Source organism: Ascidiaceihabitans donghaensis, assembly GCF_900302465.1.
In the GTDB taxonomy this organism is placed as follows: domain Bacteria; phylum Pseudomonadota; class Alphaproteobacteria; order Rhodobacterales; family Rhodobacteraceae; genus Ascidiaceihabitans; species Ascidiaceihabitans donghaensis.
This window is the reverse complement of record NZ_OMOR01000001.1, coordinates 1,882,100-1,897,071: the sequence shown is the minus strand read 5'-3', so window position 1 is coordinate 1,897,071 and position 14,972 is coordinate 1,882,100. Positions and strand designations below refer to the sequence as shown.

16 protein-coding genes are annotated in these 14,972 nt (G+C 55.5%); 5 read left to right on the top strand and 11 right to left on the bottom strand.

The window, feature by feature from the left end; all coding sequences use genetic code 11:
- Window positions 1-5: 5 nt before the first annotated feature.
- Genes ASD8599_RS09530 through ASD8599_RS09515 form a run of 4 tightly spaced genes read left to right on the top strand, consistent with a single transcriptional unit; the run spans window position 6 to window position 5,298 of the window.
- Complete coding sequence (locus ASD8599_RS09530) at window positions 6-1,850, top strand: peptidyl-prolyl cis-trans isomerase (RefSeq protein ID WP_108828313.1); 1,845 nt, start codon at window positions 6-8, stop codon at window positions 1,848-1,850.
- Window positions 1,851-1,862: 12 nt separating this feature from the next.
- A complete protein-coding gene (gene trpE / locus ASD8599_RS09525) occupies window positions 1,863-3,371 on the top strand; it encodes an anthranilate synthase component I (protein WP_108828312.1) in 1,509 nt (502 codons plus the stop codon).
- Window positions 3,372-3,395: 24 nt separating this feature from the next.
- Window positions 3,396-4,559 (top strand): cytochrome P450, encoded by a 1,164-nt coding sequence (locus tag ASD8599_RS09520; RefSeq protein WP_108828311.1) that lies wholly within the window; start codon window positions 3,396-3,398, stop codon window positions 4,557-4,559.
- 40 nt (window positions 4,560-4,599) lie between these two features.
- Window positions 4,600-5,298, top strand: a complete 699-nt coding sequence (locus ASD8599_RS09515; protein ID WP_108828310.1) for a M48 family metallopeptidase — start codon at window positions 4,600-4,602, stop codon at window positions 5,296-5,298.
- Here ASD8599_RS09515 and ASD8599_RS09510 read toward each other — a convergent pair.
- From ASD8599_RS09510 to iscR, 11 genes are all read right to left on the bottom strand, one after another.
- Entirely contained in the window at window positions 5,287-6,507 is a 1,221-nt protein-coding gene (locus ASD8599_RS09510) for a cysteine desulfurase (protein ID WP_108828309.1), read from the bottom strand. The two genes, ASD8599_RS09515 and ASD8599_RS09510, sit on opposite strands and share 12 nt — an antisense overlap.
- Before the next feature lie 4 nt (window positions 6,508-6,511).
- Window positions 6,512-7,117, bottom strand: coding sequence for a YIP1 family protein (locus ASD8599_RS09505; RefSeq protein ID WP_108828308.1), 606 nt, complete (start codon window positions 7,115-7,117; stop codon window positions 6,512-6,514).
- Entirely contained in the window at window positions 7,107-7,595 is a 489-nt protein-coding gene (locus tag ASD8599_RS09500; RefSeq protein WP_108828307.1) for a YIP1 family protein, read from the bottom strand. The genes ASD8599_RS09505 and ASD8599_RS09500 overlap by 11 nt, the downstream gene beginning before the upstream one ends.
- Window positions 7,595-8,875, bottom strand: a complete 1,281-nt coding sequence (gene sufD, locus ASD8599_RS09495; RefSeq protein WP_108828306.1) for a Fe-S cluster assembly protein SufD — start codon at window positions 8,873-8,875, stop codon at window positions 7,595-7,597. Before sufD ends, ASD8599_RS09500 begins: the two co-directional genes overlap by 1 nt.
- Window positions 8,875-9,630 carry a Fe-S cluster assembly ATPase SufC gene (gene sufC, locus ASD8599_RS09490; RefSeq protein WP_108828305.1) on the bottom strand — a complete coding sequence of 252 codons (756 nt, stop codon included), beginning with the start codon at window positions 9,628-9,630 and terminating at the stop codon, window positions 8,875-8,877. Before sufC ends, sufD begins: the two co-directional genes overlap by 1 nt.
- A 167-nt stretch (window positions 9,631-9,797) precedes the next feature.
- Entirely contained in the window at window positions 9,798-10,277 is a 480-nt protein-coding gene (locus tag ASD8599_RS09485) for a hypothetical protein (RefSeq protein WP_108828304.1), read from the bottom strand.
- A 105-nt stretch (window positions 10,278-10,382) separates the two neighbouring features.
- Window positions 10,383-10,697: a heavy metal-binding domain-containing protein gene (locus ASD8599_RS09480; protein ID WP_108828303.1), complete on the bottom strand. Its 315-nt coding sequence runs from the start codon at window positions 10,695-10,697 to the stop codon at window positions 10,383-10,385.
- Window positions 10,694-10,954, bottom strand: coding sequence for a hypothetical protein (locus ASD8599_RS09475; protein WP_146188208.1), 261 nt, complete (start codon window positions 10,952-10,954; stop codon window positions 10,694-10,696). Before ASD8599_RS09475 ends, ASD8599_RS09480 begins: the two co-directional genes overlap by 4 nt.
- Window positions 10,955-11,039: 85 nt before the next feature.
- Entirely contained in the window at window positions 11,040-12,554 is a 1,515-nt protein-coding gene (gene sufB, locus ASD8599_RS09470; protein ID WP_108828301.1) for a Fe-S cluster assembly protein SufB, read from the bottom strand.
- A 28-nt stretch (window positions 12,555-12,582) separates the two neighbouring features.
- Window positions 12,583-13,629: a cysteine desulfurase family protein gene (locus ASD8599_RS09465; RefSeq protein ID WP_108830096.1), complete on the bottom strand. Its 1,047-nt coding sequence runs from the start codon at window positions 13,627-13,629 to the stop codon at window positions 12,583-12,585.
- A 54-nt stretch (window positions 13,630-13,683) separates the two neighbouring features.
- Window positions 13,684-14,142, bottom strand: coding sequence for a Fe-S cluster assembly transcriptional regulator IscR (gene iscR / locus ASD8599_RS09460; RefSeq protein ID WP_108828300.1), 459 nt, complete (start codon window positions 14,140-14,142; stop codon window positions 13,684-13,686).
- A gap of 166 nt (window positions 14,143-14,308) precedes the next feature.
- Here iscR and ASD8599_RS09455 point away from each other — a divergent pair, with 166 nt between their 5' ends.
- Window positions 14,309-14,962 carry an alpha/beta hydrolase gene (locus tag ASD8599_RS09455; protein WP_108828299.1) on the top strand — a complete coding sequence of 218 codons (654 nt, stop codon included), beginning with the start codon at window positions 14,309-14,311 and terminating at the stop codon, window positions 14,960-14,962.
- The last annotated feature ends 10 nt before the right edge of the window (window positions 14,963-14,972 follow it).

Below are 14,972 nucleotides of genomic sequence, written 5' to 3'. Positions count from 1 at the left end.
GCAACATGGCCAAAGGCGGCAACAGCATTTCGAAGACGGCAGTGTGGATATTGATGGGCCTGCTGATCTTGGGCTTGGGTGGATTTGGGGCAACCAATCTGACTGGCACCGTCAGCACGCTTGGCACTGTGGGTGACAAGAACATTGACCTGAACACCTACGCACGGGATCTGGGACGCGAAATCCAGAATATCCAACGCCGTACAGGTGAGCCGTTACCTTTCACGCGCGTGCGCGAAATCGGGCTGGATCAAGCAGTCTTGTCCCGATTGGTGACGCAGCGCGCTTTGGACAATGAGACGTCCAACATCGGCCTGTCGATCGGTGACGAAAACCTGCGTGACCAGATTTTGCAAATTCCTACATTTCAAGGTGTCGATGGGTCCTTTGACCGCGAAGGCTACACTTTTGCGCTGCGCAACAGCGGCTTGTCAGAATCCGAATTTGAAACGACCCTGCGCGAAGAAACCGCACGCACCATTCTGCAAGGCTCCGTATCGAGCGGTGTTGTGATGCCACAATCCTATGCTGACACCATCGTCAGCTACGTCGCAGAACAGCGCGACTTTACGTGGGCGCGTTTGACTGCAGACGATCTGGACGGGCCATTGCTGACCGCCACTTCTGACGATCTGCGCAGCTACTACGATGAAAACACACAAGACTTCATGCGCCCCGACATCAAACGCCTGACCTTCGTGCATCTGTCGCCTGACAGCTTGCTTCCAACAATCGAAATTCCCGAAGACCAGCTGCGCGCTGAATATGAAACGCGCATCGACGAATACAACACCCCCGAACGCCGCCTGGTCGAGCGTCTGGTGTTTCTGGATCAGGAGGCCGCAGATCAGGCCGCTGCAGCACTAGAAGTCAACGGCACGACATTTGAAGCTTTGGTCGACGGACGCGGTCTGGAACTGGCCGATATCGATCTGGGCGATGTGCAACGTCTTGAACTGGGCGACGCAGGCGAAGCCGTGTTTACGGCAGAGGCTGGCGATGTGGTTGGCCCCTTTGCCACCGATCTTGGGCCGGCCTTGTTCCGCGTCAACGGAGTTCTGCCAGCACAAAGCACATCCTTTGAAGACGCACAGCTGGAATTGCGTGACGCTTTGGGATCAGACCGTGCGCGCCGCATCATCGCATCCGAAGCCGAAAATCTTGATGATCTTCTGGCGGGTGGTGCGACGTTGGAAGAGATTGCCGCAGAATCCGATATGGAATTGGGCACATTGGACTGGTTCGACGGCAGCGGTGACGGCATTGCCGCTTATGTTGATTTTGCCGAAGCCGCCCGCGCGGTGACGGTTGACGATTTTCCAGCCATTGAAACTTTGGACGATGGCGGCGTGTTTGCCATCCGTCTGGAAGAAGAAATTCCCGCACAACCCGCCCCCTTCGACGAAGTGCGGCCTCAGGTTCAGGCCAACTGGGAAAACGCGCAAACCGAAAACCGCCTGCGTGAACAGGCCGAAGCCCTTGTGCCGCAGCTTGCCGCTGGCACAGACTTCGCCGGATTGGGCTTGGACGCCACCCAAGAGGTCGACCAGACACGCAGCAGCTTTGTGGGTGGCACGCCCCCCAGCTTTATGTCCGAGGTCTTTGAAATGGAGACAGGTGATTTGCGCGTGATCGACAGCTTTGGCACCGTCCTTCTGGTTCGTTTGGATGCCGTTTCAGCAGCTTCGGACGATCCGGAAACGCAGGAACTTCAAGCGCAGCTTACAGCCCAGATCAATCAGTCACTGGCGCAAGACGTGTTTGATGTTTTTGCCCAAGACACCTTGCTGCGTGCGGGCCAGTACATCGACCAACGCGCCTTGCAAGCGGTTCATGTCAATTTCCCCTAAAGGTCCAGTTTCATGGCTTTGACACCAAGTTTTGATGATTTCGCCGCGGGCTACAACGCAGGTGAACACCAGATCGTATACACCCGTTTGGCGGCAGACCTTGATACGCCTGTGTCCTTGATGCTGAAGCTGACGGGGGCGCAAAAAGACGCCTTTGTATTGGAATCAGTCACAGGCGGCGAAGTGCGCGGCCGGTATTCTATTATTGGCATGAAACCTGACCTTGTCTGGCGCTGCAATGGCACCACGTCTGCTATCAACCGTCAGGCCCGCTTTGACGCGGAAGCCTTTGAAGATGCACCCGGCAATCCTTTGGACGTTCTGCGCGCGCTGATCGCGGAAAGCAAAATTGACCTTCCCGATGACATGCCCCAAGCCGCCGCGGGTCTGTTCGGGTATCTTGGGTACGACATGATCCGGTTGGTCGAACATCTACCAAACGTGAACACGGATGTTCTGGGGGTCCCGGATGCTTTAATGCTGCGCCCTTCCGTGATTGCTGTTCTGGATGGTGTCAAAGGCGAGGTGACGGTTGTGTCCCCAGCGTGGGTCAGCGATGGCCAATCCGCACGCGCGGCCTATGCACAGGCAGCTGAACGCGTCATGGATGCCGTGCGTGATCTGGAACGCGCCATGCCCACCGAAACCCGCAATCTGGGGGATGAGGGCGCAGATTTCGAACCTGTCAGCAACTTTACCCGCGACGGTTACAAATCTGCCGTGGAAAAAGCCAAGGATTACATCCGCGCCGGCGACATTTTCCAATGCGTGCCTTCACAGCGCTGGACACAAGACTTCCGCCAGCCCCCCTTTTCGCTTTACAGGTCTTTGCGCCGCACCAATCCGTCGCCTTTTATGTTCTATTTCAACTTTGGCGGTTTTCAGGTTGTGGGGGCGTCCCCGGAAATTCTGGTGCGTGTCTTTGGCAACGAAGTCACCATTCGCCCCATCGCAGGCACCCGCAAACGCGGCGCCACGCCTGAAGAAGACAACGCATTGGAAGCCGATCTGCTGGCCGACGAAAAAGAGCTGGCAGAACATTTGATGCTGCTGGATTTGGGCCGCAATGACGTGGGTCGCGTGGCCAAGATCGGCACTGTGCGCCCGACCGAAGAATTCATCGTCGAACGCTACAGCCATGTCATGCACATCGTCTCGAATGTGGTGGGTGAATTGAAAGACGGCTGCGATGCGTTGGACGCCTTCTTTGCCGGTATGCCTGCGGGCACGGTATCAGGTGCTCCTAAAGTCCGCGCAATGGAGATTATTGACGAACTGGAACCCGAAAAGCGCGGTATCTACGGCGGTGGCGTCGGGTACTTCAGCGCAGGCGGCGACATGGACATGTGCATCGCGCTGCGCACGGCTGTTGTCCAGGATCAGAAGCTGTACATTCAGGCAGGTGGCGGCGTGGTCTATGACAGTGACCCCGAGGCAGAATTCATGGAAACCATCCATAAATCCGGTGCCATTCGCCGCGCTGCCGCAGATGCTGCCCGTTTTGGGACTGGCAACAGCTAACTGGCATCGCTAGGCTTTGGTTTTATGTCCAGCGCCCCACATTTCGATATTGATCTGGCTGCATTTGCAGCCGATCCCTACCCCCAATTGGCACAGATGCGTGCAAAAGCCCCAATCGCTTGGGTGCCGCAATTGGGGGCCACTTTGTTTACGTGCCGCGATGACATCCATCTGCATGAAAAGCGGACAAAGGTGTTTTCCTCACGCCAACCGGGCGGGTTGATGACCACCTTGATGGGCGAAAACATGATGCGCAAAGATGCGGACGCGCATATGGCAGAACGCAAGGCAGTGTTTCCCGCACTTTCCCCGCGCACTGTTACCACCCACTGGAAACCGATATTCGAACGCGCTGCTTTGGCCCACATCGAAGCCCTGAAACCGCGCGGATCATGCGATTTGGTCGCGGATTACGCGATGCCCGTCTCGGCAGTGGCTTTGAAAGCGATAACGGGGCTTGTTGATATGTCAGAGATCGAAATGGACAGCGTGAGCCAAGCGATGATCGACGGCTGTGCCAACTACGCTGGCATCCAAGACATTGAAAACCGCTGCCATGCGGCCACGGCCCTGATTGATGCGTATATTGACCGGAACCTTAGCACCCCCACACCTATGTCCGCACTGGCTGTGATGAAGGATGCAGGGTTGCCGATGGACAGCATTCGCGCAAACATCAAATTGATCATTTCGGGCGGGCAAAACGAACCGCGCGACGCGATTGCAGGCACGATTTGGGCGTTGCTGACCCACCCGGACAGTTTGGACGCGGTCCGAGACGGCCACGCGACATATGCGGATGCATTTTCCGAATACGCACGCTGGATGGCGCCCATAGGCATGTCACCACGAGAGGTCGCCCAACACGATTGCATCGATGGAATATCCTTTGCCCCGGGTGACCGCGTGTTTTTTATGTTCGGGTCCGCTTGCCGTGATGCAGCACATTTCGAAAAGCCGGACCAGTTCGACGTCACACGCAACACGCAAGCCGCCATCAGTTTTGGCGCAGGTCCGCATTTTTGCGCAGGCGCTGCAGCCGCCCGATGTATTATCGCGGATATTGCTTTGCCGTTGGCCTTTAAGCACCTGAACGGCTTACACCTGACCGGCGACGTGCCGTTTTCAGGGTGGGCGTTTCGTGGGCCTTTGCGGGTGCCAGTGGCGTGGAATGGCGAGGACGGTTAATTCGCTTGCCGAACGGCCCTGCCCGCCCCATATCTTTAACATGATAAAATTTGCACCCATCCTGATCGCCTTGGCCTACGGCATTGCGATGTACCGCTTTTCCGCGTGGCGCACCGCCAAAGAGCTTGATGCGAAGTCTACCGAACTGGCGGACCCGATGTTGCGCCATTTGTGTGACCAGATGGCCGCGGCACTAGAGCTGCCACGTATCAAGGTACATATCTACGAAATCGATCCAATCAACGGACTGGCTGCCCCCGACGGGCGCATCTTTATCACACGCGGGTTCTACAAAAGGTTCAAAAACGGAGATGTGTCGGCGGACGAACTGGCCAGTGTGATTGCGCATGAATTGGGCCATGTCGCTTTGGGCCACACACGGCGGCGCATGATCGACTTTTCAGGGCAAAACGCGATGCGCACGGCGCTTGCGATGATTTTAGGGCGTTTTCTGCCCGGCATTGGCCCATGGTTGGCCGGGGCGTTGATGAACCTGTTTATGGCAAAACTGTCGCGCAATGATGAATTTGAAGCCGATGCTTATGCGGCAGCATTGCTTACAAAATCAGGGATCGGCATTGAAGGCCAGATTTCGTTGTTTGAAAAGCTTGATGCGCTGACACAGTCCAACGCAGGGGCCGCGCCGGCATGGTTTCTAAGCCACCCCAAAACGCATGAACGCATTGCCGCTTTGCGCAAAATGGAAGATCGCTGGAAAGCGCTGCCCTCAAGCAAATAGCTCGTGGGCCAGCTCCAGTGCATCAAGCCAAACATCGACTTCATCGGTTGTGTTGTACATCCCAAAGGACGCGCGGCAGGTCGCGTTAAGCCCCATGTGCTCCATCAGTGGTCCAGTGCAATGCTGACCCGCGCGCACGGCCACGCCCCGTTTGTCGAGGATCGTCGAGATGTCATGCGCGTGTGCGGCACCGTCAATTGTAAAGGAAAAAATTGCGCCTTTGTCGGGGGTTGTGCCCTGCACTTGAACCCAATTTAACCCGTTCAGCTTTGCCACCGCATAGTCGCGCAAGCTGTCTTCATGGGCCGCAATCGCATCCATGCCGTGCCCCATCATGTAATCAACGGCAACGCCAAGCCCGATCATCTGCACAATGCCGGGTGTGCCTGCTTCGAATTTCATCGGCGCATCATTGTAGATTACACCGTCTTTTGCGACTTCGCGGATCATATCGCCCCCGCCGATGAACGGGCGCATTTCAGCGAAACGTTCGGGCTTGATATGGATGGCACCGGATCCGGACGGCCCATATAGCTTGTGCCCCGTAATGGCGTAGAAATCCGCGCCAATGTCCTGCACATCCACCGGCAAATGTACCGCCGCTTGCGATCCATCGACCAAAACGGCCACGCCTTTTTCGCGTGCACCCGTGCAGATGGATTTCACATCAACTTTGGTCCCAAGCACGTTGGACATATGGGTGACCGCGATCAATTTTGTCTTGTCGGTGATCGCATCCAGAACCGCTTGCGGGTCTAACGCGCCGGTGCTGTCCACATCCACCCACTTCAAAACCACCCCCATGCGTTCACGCAAAAAATGCCATGGGACGATATTGGCGTGGTGTTCCATGACCGACAGGATAATTTCGTCGCCGGCTTTCATGTTTGGCATAGCCCAGCTGTAAGCCACCATATTGATGCCTTCGGTGGTGCCCGAATTAAATACGATTTCGTCTTCGGATTTGGCGTTCAGGAACCGTGCGATCTTGGCGCGGACACCTTCGTAGTTGTCGGTCGCAAGGTTTGACAGAAAATGCAGACCACGGTGCACATTGGCGTATTCTTGGGAATAGGCGCGCGTGATGGCGTCAATAACGACCTGCGGTTTTTGCGCAGAGGCACCATTGTCGAGATACACCAATGGTTTGCCGTTCACTTCACGCGACAAAATCGGAAAATCGGCACGAATTGCGTTCACATCATACATGAAACTACACCCCTATCGCGGCAAAGCCGGTCAGTGTGATTAGAAAACTCAGGCCCACAATGATGCCCACAGCTGCAGTCAGCAAAACGCCAACCGCTTTGAATTTGGATTGCAAACCGGAGGCTTCGTTCACAAAAACAACCAGCAACCACAGGCTCATGACGGCTACGGCAAGGGCAAACAACCCCGCAAGCCCGGGCACCGCGATCAGCAGAAACAAAAGCACAAACTGGGCCACGGCACGCAATGCCTGCAGCCACGTCAACAATGCCAACATCTCGTTTAGCCCACCAGGCCCGCCCAACATCGAGCTTAACCAGTGCAGAACATGCACCGTGACCACCAATGATCCGGCCAAAAATACAAAAGCCGTCAGCGGGCTGAACATCCACGCTGGAAACGGGATGGCTTGCGCTGCCAATTCAGGCGGCAAAGGGGGTGTGACAATGTTGGTCACATACATCAAAACGGCGTTGCACAAGGTGACCAGCGCCATCGCCGTCCAAAGGGCATCGCGTGGCAAATCCCATGACAGAACGACCTGTGCCGCTTGCGCAGGTCTGCGCAGGCTTTGTGCAACCAAAGCCCCCCAATTCACATCATTCAACATTGCGCCGCTCCTGTGCGATGCTGCCTGCGATCCAGAACCATGCAAAGCATAAAAACCAAATCAATCCAACGATTTGCAGCTCAAGACCCGGTCCGATAAATCCTGCAACAAGCCCATGCAGCAGCAACAAAGGGCTGGTCGCAAGCATCGCCCAAAACAGCGCCAGTCGCGCACCGTACCCTGTGCCGTTGCCGCGCAAAACCATGCCAACACCACGGGCAAGCCCCGCCAGAATATATAGCATCAAAGGGGCAATAAAGACCCAAGCCATTAGCGATGCGCCAAGCAGCATATTCAGTTCAAGCCCTTCGATATGGGCCTGTCTCGCCAAACGGGGCAGTTGCGCAATAAAGGTGATCACGCAGGCTGCCATCAAATAGGCAAGCGCCCTGTCTTCACGGGGTCCCATCGCCAAAAGCCCACGCACAACACGCGCGGGCCCTTTGTAGGTTGCGACGATATTGGTGCTGACACCCATCAGCTGCGACGACGCTCCAGCCAGGAGGCAAGACGGCCGTTGATTTCTTCGCGCAAGGCTTCGTTTTCGATTTCCTCGACGGCCTCAGCCAGAAAGGACAACGTCAACAGATCGGTAGCTTCGGCTTGGGGTACACCGCGTGATCGCAGGTAAAACAAAGCTGTCTCATCAATCGCACCAGACGTTGATCCGTGCGAACACGCCACGTCGTCGGCATAAATCTCAAGCTCTGGTTTGGCCAGAAACTGGCTGTCCCCGTCCAGAAGCAGCGATTGGCTGATCTGGTAGCCATCGGTTTTCTGGGCACCTTCTTTAACCAAAATCTTGCCCTGAAAAACGCCGGTGGCGCCATTGCGCAGCACTTTCTTGAACACCTGGCGGCTTTCGCAATTCACTGCGTCGTGGGTGATAAACACCGTGTCATCGTGGTGGAAATCGCCGTCCCCGACACATGCACCGGCGACTGTTGCGTTAGCATCATCACCGTTCAGCTCGATAATGCATTCATTGCGCGTCATCACACCGTTGGCGGTCAAGGTGAACGATTTGAACGTGCTTTCCGATCCGAGACGGGCAAAAATATGCGTGGCCGCACGGCGTTCATGGTCGCGGCCCTGCGCGCGCACATGATGAAAGGCAGCACGGTCTGCGACGTCCACTTCCATCACTTTGTTGAACCGTGCAGCCGCTGGACCATTTTCCAAAACGGTCACGCTGGCCCCTGCGTCCACTTTCACAACATGGTGCAAAATCGCATCCGAGTTTTCCAATTTGTGCAAATATACCAATGCGATAGGCTTATCGACCTGTCCTGTAACATGGATCAACACACCATCGCTTGCAAAAGCTGTGTTCAAAGCAGCCAAAGGACGCTCCACAGGTTTCTGCCCGTTGGCTTCCAACGTTCCATAAAGATCACGCGCCCAGTGAATGTCTGCGCGTGCTTCGGCCAGCCGTTCAATTGTTAGCCCCTCAAGGGCAAAGTCGTCAGAGGCGTCCGCATCAAAAACGCCGTCTACAAAGACGATTTTCAAGCTGTCCATGTCTGCAAAAACGGGTGTTTCATCGGTGTGAAAGACAGCCGCAGGTACAACATCAGCCTGAACAAGCGTGTCGGGGCGCGTGTACTTCCAGTATTCGTCGCGCCGCCCGGGCAGCCCCATGGACTGAACCCGCGCCAAAGCATCCGTGCGCGCAGCGTCTGACCATCCACCCTTCGGCAAGGTCAACGTGGCAAGCCGCGCCTCGGTGCTTGTGGTTTGTTGTGCAGGGGCCGCCATTACGCCACCTCAGCCAGAATATCGGCGTAGCCGTTGTTTTCAACTTCCAAGGCCAGCTCAGGGCCACCGGTTTTCACAATGCGGCCATCCGCCATGATGTGCACGACGTCGGGTTTGATGTGGTCCAAAAGGCGTTGGTAGTGCGTGATAACCAGGAATCCACGGCCTTCGTCGCGCAGTGCGTTTACGCCTTCAGCCACCAGTTTCATGGCATCAACGTCCAAACCCGAATCCGTTTCATCGAGGATGCACATCTTTGGTTCAAGCATCGCCATTTGCAGAATTTCGTTGCGCTTTTTCTCGCCGCCCGAGAATCCCACGTTAACGGGACGTTTCAGCATGTCGGCGTCAATTTTCAATGTCTTTGCTTTTGCGCGTACAACTTTCAGGAATTCAGCAGCGCTCATTTCTTCCTCGCCACGGGCCTTACGCTGTGCATTCACAGCAGTCCTCAGGAAGGTCATGTTGCCAACGCCAGGAATTTCGACAGGGTATTGGAACGCTAAAAACAAACCGGCGGCCGCACGTTCTTCGGGGTCAATGTCCAGCAAATCGACGTCGCCCAAATGCGCATCTCCGGCTGTTACTTCATAGCCGTCACGACCGGACAGGACATAAGACAAAGTGGATTTGCCTGAGCCGTTTGGCCCCATTATCGCGTGGACTTTGCCCGCCTCGACCTCAAGGTTCACCCCTTTGAGGATTTGCTTATCTTCTTCTTCAAGTTTGACGTGCAGGTCTTTGATTTTCAGCATTTTATTACCTTTAAGTGCAGCGCTTTACGCGGTGTGATTTGGGTGCATTTCAACCGAAATGCAGCAATGTTCGGGTGCTGTGCGGACACGGCGAAAGCGCCGGAAACGATCCAGCGCTTGTCGAAAAAATGGCGCACTGCGAAGGGCAGCGGCTGTTTGACGGGATATTACAGCAGACTCAGGCTGATTGTGCCGATCTGGACCGATCCGGCCTGCGTGGTTGCCAGCACGTGATCGACCCACGGAACGCCGTAGATCTGAACCCAAAGGTCCGGATTTGAATGAACGAAATTGTGCATCATGAACAGCGTGACCAAGACCCCGATCAGATGCGACGCCAACACGTCTTTGTGGTGTTCTTTTAACGGAATGCGCACCGCCACCACACACAGAACGGCCCCTGCCGTTTCCAGCATTGCAAACATGTTTTGCAGGCTCGCGGTCGTTGGTATCCCGAAGAACGCCATCATCACAAAGCGTGTAAACACCACAGCCATCACGCCAATCAGCAGTGCCGTGGTGAATGAAATGTGATGTTTGGCGCTTTCCGCCAGCCCCGATTGCGTACGGTTCCCGATGGCCAAGGGCTTTGGCGTGAACGGAAGATCCAGCTTGCGGACGCGGTCGTGAAAATCTTGATATGCCATAGGAAATCGCCTTTGAACCACTTAAAATATGGTTCAAACCTGCCGCAACATCGTGACCACAATGGGACACCCGTTGGGAAGTGTTATGACGTTCCACCTGCCCCATCACCCAATAACGACCGCTGTGCCAGAGGCCGAAACCATCAACATGCTGTCGCCGACAACTTCGTAGTCCAGATCGACCCCGACCACCGCATTGCCACCCGCAGCCCGTGCGCGTTCTTCCAGCTCACGCATCGCGGTTTCGCGGGCATCTTGCAGTTTGGATTCGTAAGCGCCAGAGCGCCCGCCGACGATATCCGTTATCCCCGCAAAGAAATCCCGCACGACATTCGCGCCCATGATCGCCTCGCCCACCACGATGCCTTTGTAGGCGGAGATGGGGTGGCCTTCGATGGATTGTGTGGTTGTTAGGATCATGTTTCTTTCTTCCACCGGTCCAATTGACCGTTCATTTTTGCTTCTTCGTAGCGCAGTTCAAACTCTTGCTGCTTGAGATCGGATAACTCAGATTGCAGCGATACGGCCTTGTCATATTTCTTTTGGTTTCGTTTGCGTTTCCATAAAAAGTACAGCGCCTCTAGCCCGATCGTTGCGCCCAAACCAAAGTAGGCCGGATAAGGGAAGCTAAGCAGTCTGAAACCAGCGACACAAATCAGCAACACCACAAGAAACATGCAAACGCGGCCTAACACAGGCATTTGAGTTCGCTGAAAGTCCTGTCGGAAATGCTCTCGCGTATGATCTTCGGACGGCACGTATTTACCCCACAGACCCTTCCAACGAAATCGCCACAAGCGCTTGTGCTTCCATCGCAAATTCCATCGGCAACGCCTGCAAGACGTCCTTACAGAACCCGTTTACAACCAAGGCCACTGCCTCTTCCTCGTCCATCCCACGTGAGCGGCAATAGAACAGCTGGTCGTCGTCCACCTTGGAGGTCGTCGCCTCGTGTTCCACCCGCGCCGAGTTGTTCTTGACCTCGATATAAGGCACCGTGTGCGCCCCGCATTTGTCACCGATCAGCAAGCTGTCGCACTGCGTGTAGTTCCGCCCGTTCTGCGCCTTGGGGTGCATCGAGACCAGACCACGATAGGTGTTCTGCGCCTTGCCCGCAGAAATCCCTTTGGACACAATCCGCGACTTGGTGTTTTTGCCAAGGTGAATCATTTTGGTGCCCGTGTCGGCCTGCTGCATGTTGTTGGCGATGGCAATGGAGTAGAACTCGCCCTGTGAATCGTCGCCGCGCAGGATGCAAGACGGGTATTTCCACGTCACGGCAGAACCCGTTTCGACCTGCGTCCACATCACTTTGGAACGCGCACCACGACAATCGGCCCGCTTTGTCACGAAGTTGTAGATGCCGCCTTTGCCGTTCTCGTCACCGGGGTACCAGTTCTGAACGGTGGAATACTTCACCTCTGCGTCTTCTTCGATGATGATCTCGACCACGGCCGCGTGCAATTGCGCGATGTCGCGCTGCGGGGCTGTGCAGCCTTCCAGGTAGGACACGTAAGACCCTTTGTCGGCAATGATCAAAGTGCGTTCAAACTGGCCTGTGTTTTCCGCGTTGATGCGGAAATAGGTGGACAGCTCCATCGGGCAACGCACGCCCGGCGGGACGTAGACGAACGAGCCATCGGAAAAGACGGCAGAGTTCAGCGTGGCATAGTAGTTGTCCGAGACGGGAACCACGGTGCCAAGGTATTTCTTGACCAACTCAGGATGCTCTTGGATGGCCTCAGAGATCGAGCAAAAGATCACGCCCGCTTTGGCCAATTCATCCTTGAAGGTTGTGCCAACGGATACGGAATCAAACACCGCATCCACAGCGACCTTGCGCTCACCTTCAGGGGCTTCGACCCCCGCCAAAAGTGCTTGTTCCTTCAAAGGAATGCCAAGTTTCTTGTAGGTTTCCAGCAACTTGGGGTCGACCTCATCCAAAGACTTCGGCTTGACCTCCATCGATTTGGGACGCGCGTAGTAATATTGATCCTGAAAGTCGATCTCGGGGTAATCGACCATCGCCCAATCGGGTTCGGTTTTGGTCAACCAGCGCTCATAGGCTTCGAGACGCCAGTTCAGCATCCATTCTGGTTCGCCGTTCTTCTCGGAAATCAAACGCACGATATCGGTGTTCAGCCCTTTGGGGGCATATTCCATCTCGATGTCGGTTTCCCAGCCGTATTTATAGGCGCCCCCCACCTCGCGGACCGCATCCACCGTGTCTTGATCTACGCCGTCTTTTACAACCACATCATCCGTGACTACATCCATTTTGCGTTCCTTGTGTTGGCGTCAGGCCCTAAGCCGCACGCGCCTCGTGTTTCGTCAATTTATCGGCCCACACATCGGCAAACCGCATTATTTCATCTTCAGAGGTATCCAAACCCAGCGACACACGCACCGCGCTGGCAGCCTCTTGCTCCGAATACCCCATCGCCAACAACACTTTGCTGGCGCGAACTTTACCGCTGGAACAGGCCGATCCCGCCGAAATGGCAAAACCAGAAAGATCCATTTGCATCACCTGCGTCTCGCCTTTCCAACCGGGTGTTATGAAACACGAGGTGTTGGGCAACCGCGTCTCTGCTTTCCCGACAAAAATAGTCTTCTTTGAAGCAGCCTCAAGGGCCTTTTCTAGAATATTTCTAAGTTCTGCAACCCGTTCCCATCGTCCATGCGCCACATCGCGTCTCGCAGCCGTCGCGGCAGCCCCAAAACCGGCAATGCCCACGATGTTTTCAGTGCCAGACCGACGGCCCATTTCCTGTCCGCCGCCCTTAAGCAACGCAACCGGATCTTCGGAGGTAAAGTTGATCAGGGCGCCGACACCTTTGGGGCCACCAATTTTGTGTGCGGACAGGATCATATAGGATGGGGTCTGGTGATCGCGGTACTGCACGGGCATTTTGCCAGCCATTTGGGTGATATCACACAAAACGGAATAGGAATCAGGACTTGGCACCACACAGCCATCGACTTGCATAACCCCCGTCTCGCTGTTGGCTGCAGAAACTGCCCGCAAACAGCCTGCATCCGTATCGTGCCATGCCAAAACGCAATCGTGTTCTGTCTGGGCGGATGAAAACCCGCCTCCATGCTGGTTCGCTTGGGCCGCAGCCAACGCGGCGGCTTCAGTGGCAGATCCAGTGAATATGACTTGATTGGGTTTACAACCGACCAAATCAGCCACCTCTACGCGGGCACGTTCTACCAACAATTTGGCCGCACGGCCTTCGGCATGAACCGATGATGGATTGCCAACAACATCCATGGCGGCAATCATTGCAGCACGGGCCTCCACACGCAAAGGCGTGGTCGCGTTGTGATCAAGATAAACACGATCCATTTTCATCTCGCCAAATAAACCTCGGGGTCTGGGGCAGCGCCCCAGCGCATCGGATCAAACATCGACAACGTCAAACAGATTTGGAACGGCTGGGCATGGGGCCAGTTCATTTGCGACAATGTCCGACAGACGGGTCTGGTGCAAAAACACGTAAACATGGGCGCTCAGGCCTTCCCACAAACGGTTGGTCAAAGACTGCGCCCGTGATCCGGATGCACCGCCCGACGCGCCAGCCCCTTTGTGCATGGCATCTACGGTTTCATCGACAGCGCCCAAAATATCAACAACCCGAATGTCGGATGGCGGGCTGGCCAAACGGTATCCCCCGCCCGGACCACGGACCGACATCACCAACTCGGCGCGGCGCAATTTTACAAAAAGCTGCTCAAGATACGGCAGCGATATATCTTGTCGGTTAGAAATTTCAGCCAGCGTGACAAGGGTGCCTTCCGGCTGCAACGCGATATCGGTCAGCGCGACCATGGCGTAGCGGCCCTTTGTCGACAGTTTCATAGCAGCCCCCAAATATCACAATTGATTGACCTTCCGGCCCCAAACCCATACATCGACAAAACGCAGGGCAAGCCCTGACAGTGATGATTTAGAACCGTTCTAAAGAGCCCGCGCAAATTCGTCAAGAAATCTGCCGCCCCTTAGGACCAAAAATATAAGGACGCTCATGCCTGAGGTCATTTTCCCTGGACCCGAAGGACGCCTTGAAGGGCGCTACCACCCCCAAAAAGAACGTGACGCACCCATCGCGATCATTTTGCACCCCCATCCACAATTTGGCGGGACGATGAACCACAAGGTTGTGCATTCTATGCACTATGCCTTTCATAAAATGGGGTTCACGGTCTTGCGGTTCAACTTCCGCGGCGTGGGACGGTCCCAGGGTGAATACGATCAGGGTGTCGGCGAACTCAGCGACGCGGCGTCCGCTCTCGATTATCTGCAGTCGATGAACAACAATTCCAAACACTGCTGGGTGGCGGGCTTTTCGTTTGGCGCGTGGATCGGTATGCAACTGCTGATGCGCAGGCCGGAAATCACCGGATTCATCTCTGTGTCGCCACCCGCCAACATGTACGACTTTTCGTTTCTGGCGCCCTGCCCGTCTTCGGGCTTGATGATCAACGGGACAGCTGACCGCGTTGCACCACCCGCGGATACACATGCACTGGTGAACAAGCTGCACGAGCAAAAAGGCATCACGATCACACACACAGAAGTTGAAGGCGCAGGCCACTTCTTTGAAGATGATCACCTTGATACTCTGATCGACCACACCACAGGATACGTCAAACGTCGCCTGACCGAAACCACACGCTGATGGCGGATCA

Excerpts from the sequence above, each read along its gene's own strand:
- ASD8599_RS09530 (WP_108828313.1), top strand. The coding sequence starts at position 6 with ATGGCCAAAGGCGGCAACAGCATTTCGAAGACGGCAGTGTGGATATTG.
- trpE (WP_108828312.1), top strand. The coding sequence starts at position 1,863 with ATGGCTTTGACACCAAGTTTTGATGATTTCGCCGCGGGCTACAACGCA.
- ASD8599_RS09520 (WP_108828311.1), top strand. The coding sequence starts at position 3,396 with ATGTCCAGCGCCCCACATTTCGATATTGATCTGGCTGCATTTGCAGCC.
- ASD8599_RS09515 (WP_108828310.1), top strand. The coding sequence starts at position 4,600 with ATGATAAAATTTGCACCCATCCTGATCGCCTTGGCCTACGGCATTGCG.
- ASD8599_RS09510 (WP_108828309.1), bottom strand. The coding sequence starts at position 6,507 with ATGTATGATGTGAACGCAATTCGTGCCGATTTTCCGATTTTGTCGCGT.
- ASD8599_RS09505 (WP_108828308.1), bottom strand. The coding sequence starts at position 7,117 with ATGTTGAATGATGTGAATTGGGGGGCTTTGGTTGCACAAAGCCTGCGC.
- ASD8599_RS09500 (WP_108828307.1), bottom strand. The coding sequence starts at position 7,595 with ATGGGTGTCAGCACCAATATCGTCGCAACCTACAAAGGGCCCGCGCGT.
- sufD (WP_108828306.1), bottom strand. The coding sequence starts at position 8,875 with ATGGCGGCCCCTGCACAACAAACCACAAGCACCGAGGCGCGGCTTGCC.
- sufC (WP_108828305.1), bottom strand. The coding sequence starts at position 9,630 with ATGCTGAAAATCAAAGACCTGCACGTCAAACTTGAAGAAGAAGATAAG.
- ASD8599_RS09485 (WP_108828304.1), bottom strand. The coding sequence starts at position 10,277 with ATGGCATATCAAGATTTTCACGACCGCGTCCGCAAGCTGGATCTTCCG.
- ASD8599_RS09480 (WP_108828303.1), bottom strand. The coding sequence starts at position 10,697 with ATGATCCTAACAACCACACAATCCATCGAAGGCCACCCCATCTCCGCC.
- ASD8599_RS09475 (WP_146188208.1), bottom strand. The coding sequence starts at position 10,954 with ATGTTTCTTGTGGTGTTGCTGATTTGTGTCGCTGGTTTCAGACTGCTT.
- sufB (WP_108828301.1), bottom strand. The coding sequence starts at position 12,554 with ATGGATGTAGTCACGGATGATGTGGTTGTAAAAGACGGCGTAGATCAA.
- ASD8599_RS09465 (WP_108830096.1), bottom strand. The coding sequence starts at position 13,629 with ATGGATCGTGTTTATCTTGATCACAACGCGACCACGCCTTTGCGTGTG.
- iscR (WP_108828300.1), bottom strand. The coding sequence starts at position 14,142 with ATGAAACTGTCGACAAAGGGCCGCTACGCCATGGTCGCGCTGACCGAT.
- ASD8599_RS09455 (WP_108828299.1), top strand. The coding sequence starts at position 14,309 with ATGCCTGAGGTCATTTTCCCTGGACCCGAAGGACGCCTTGAAGGGCGC.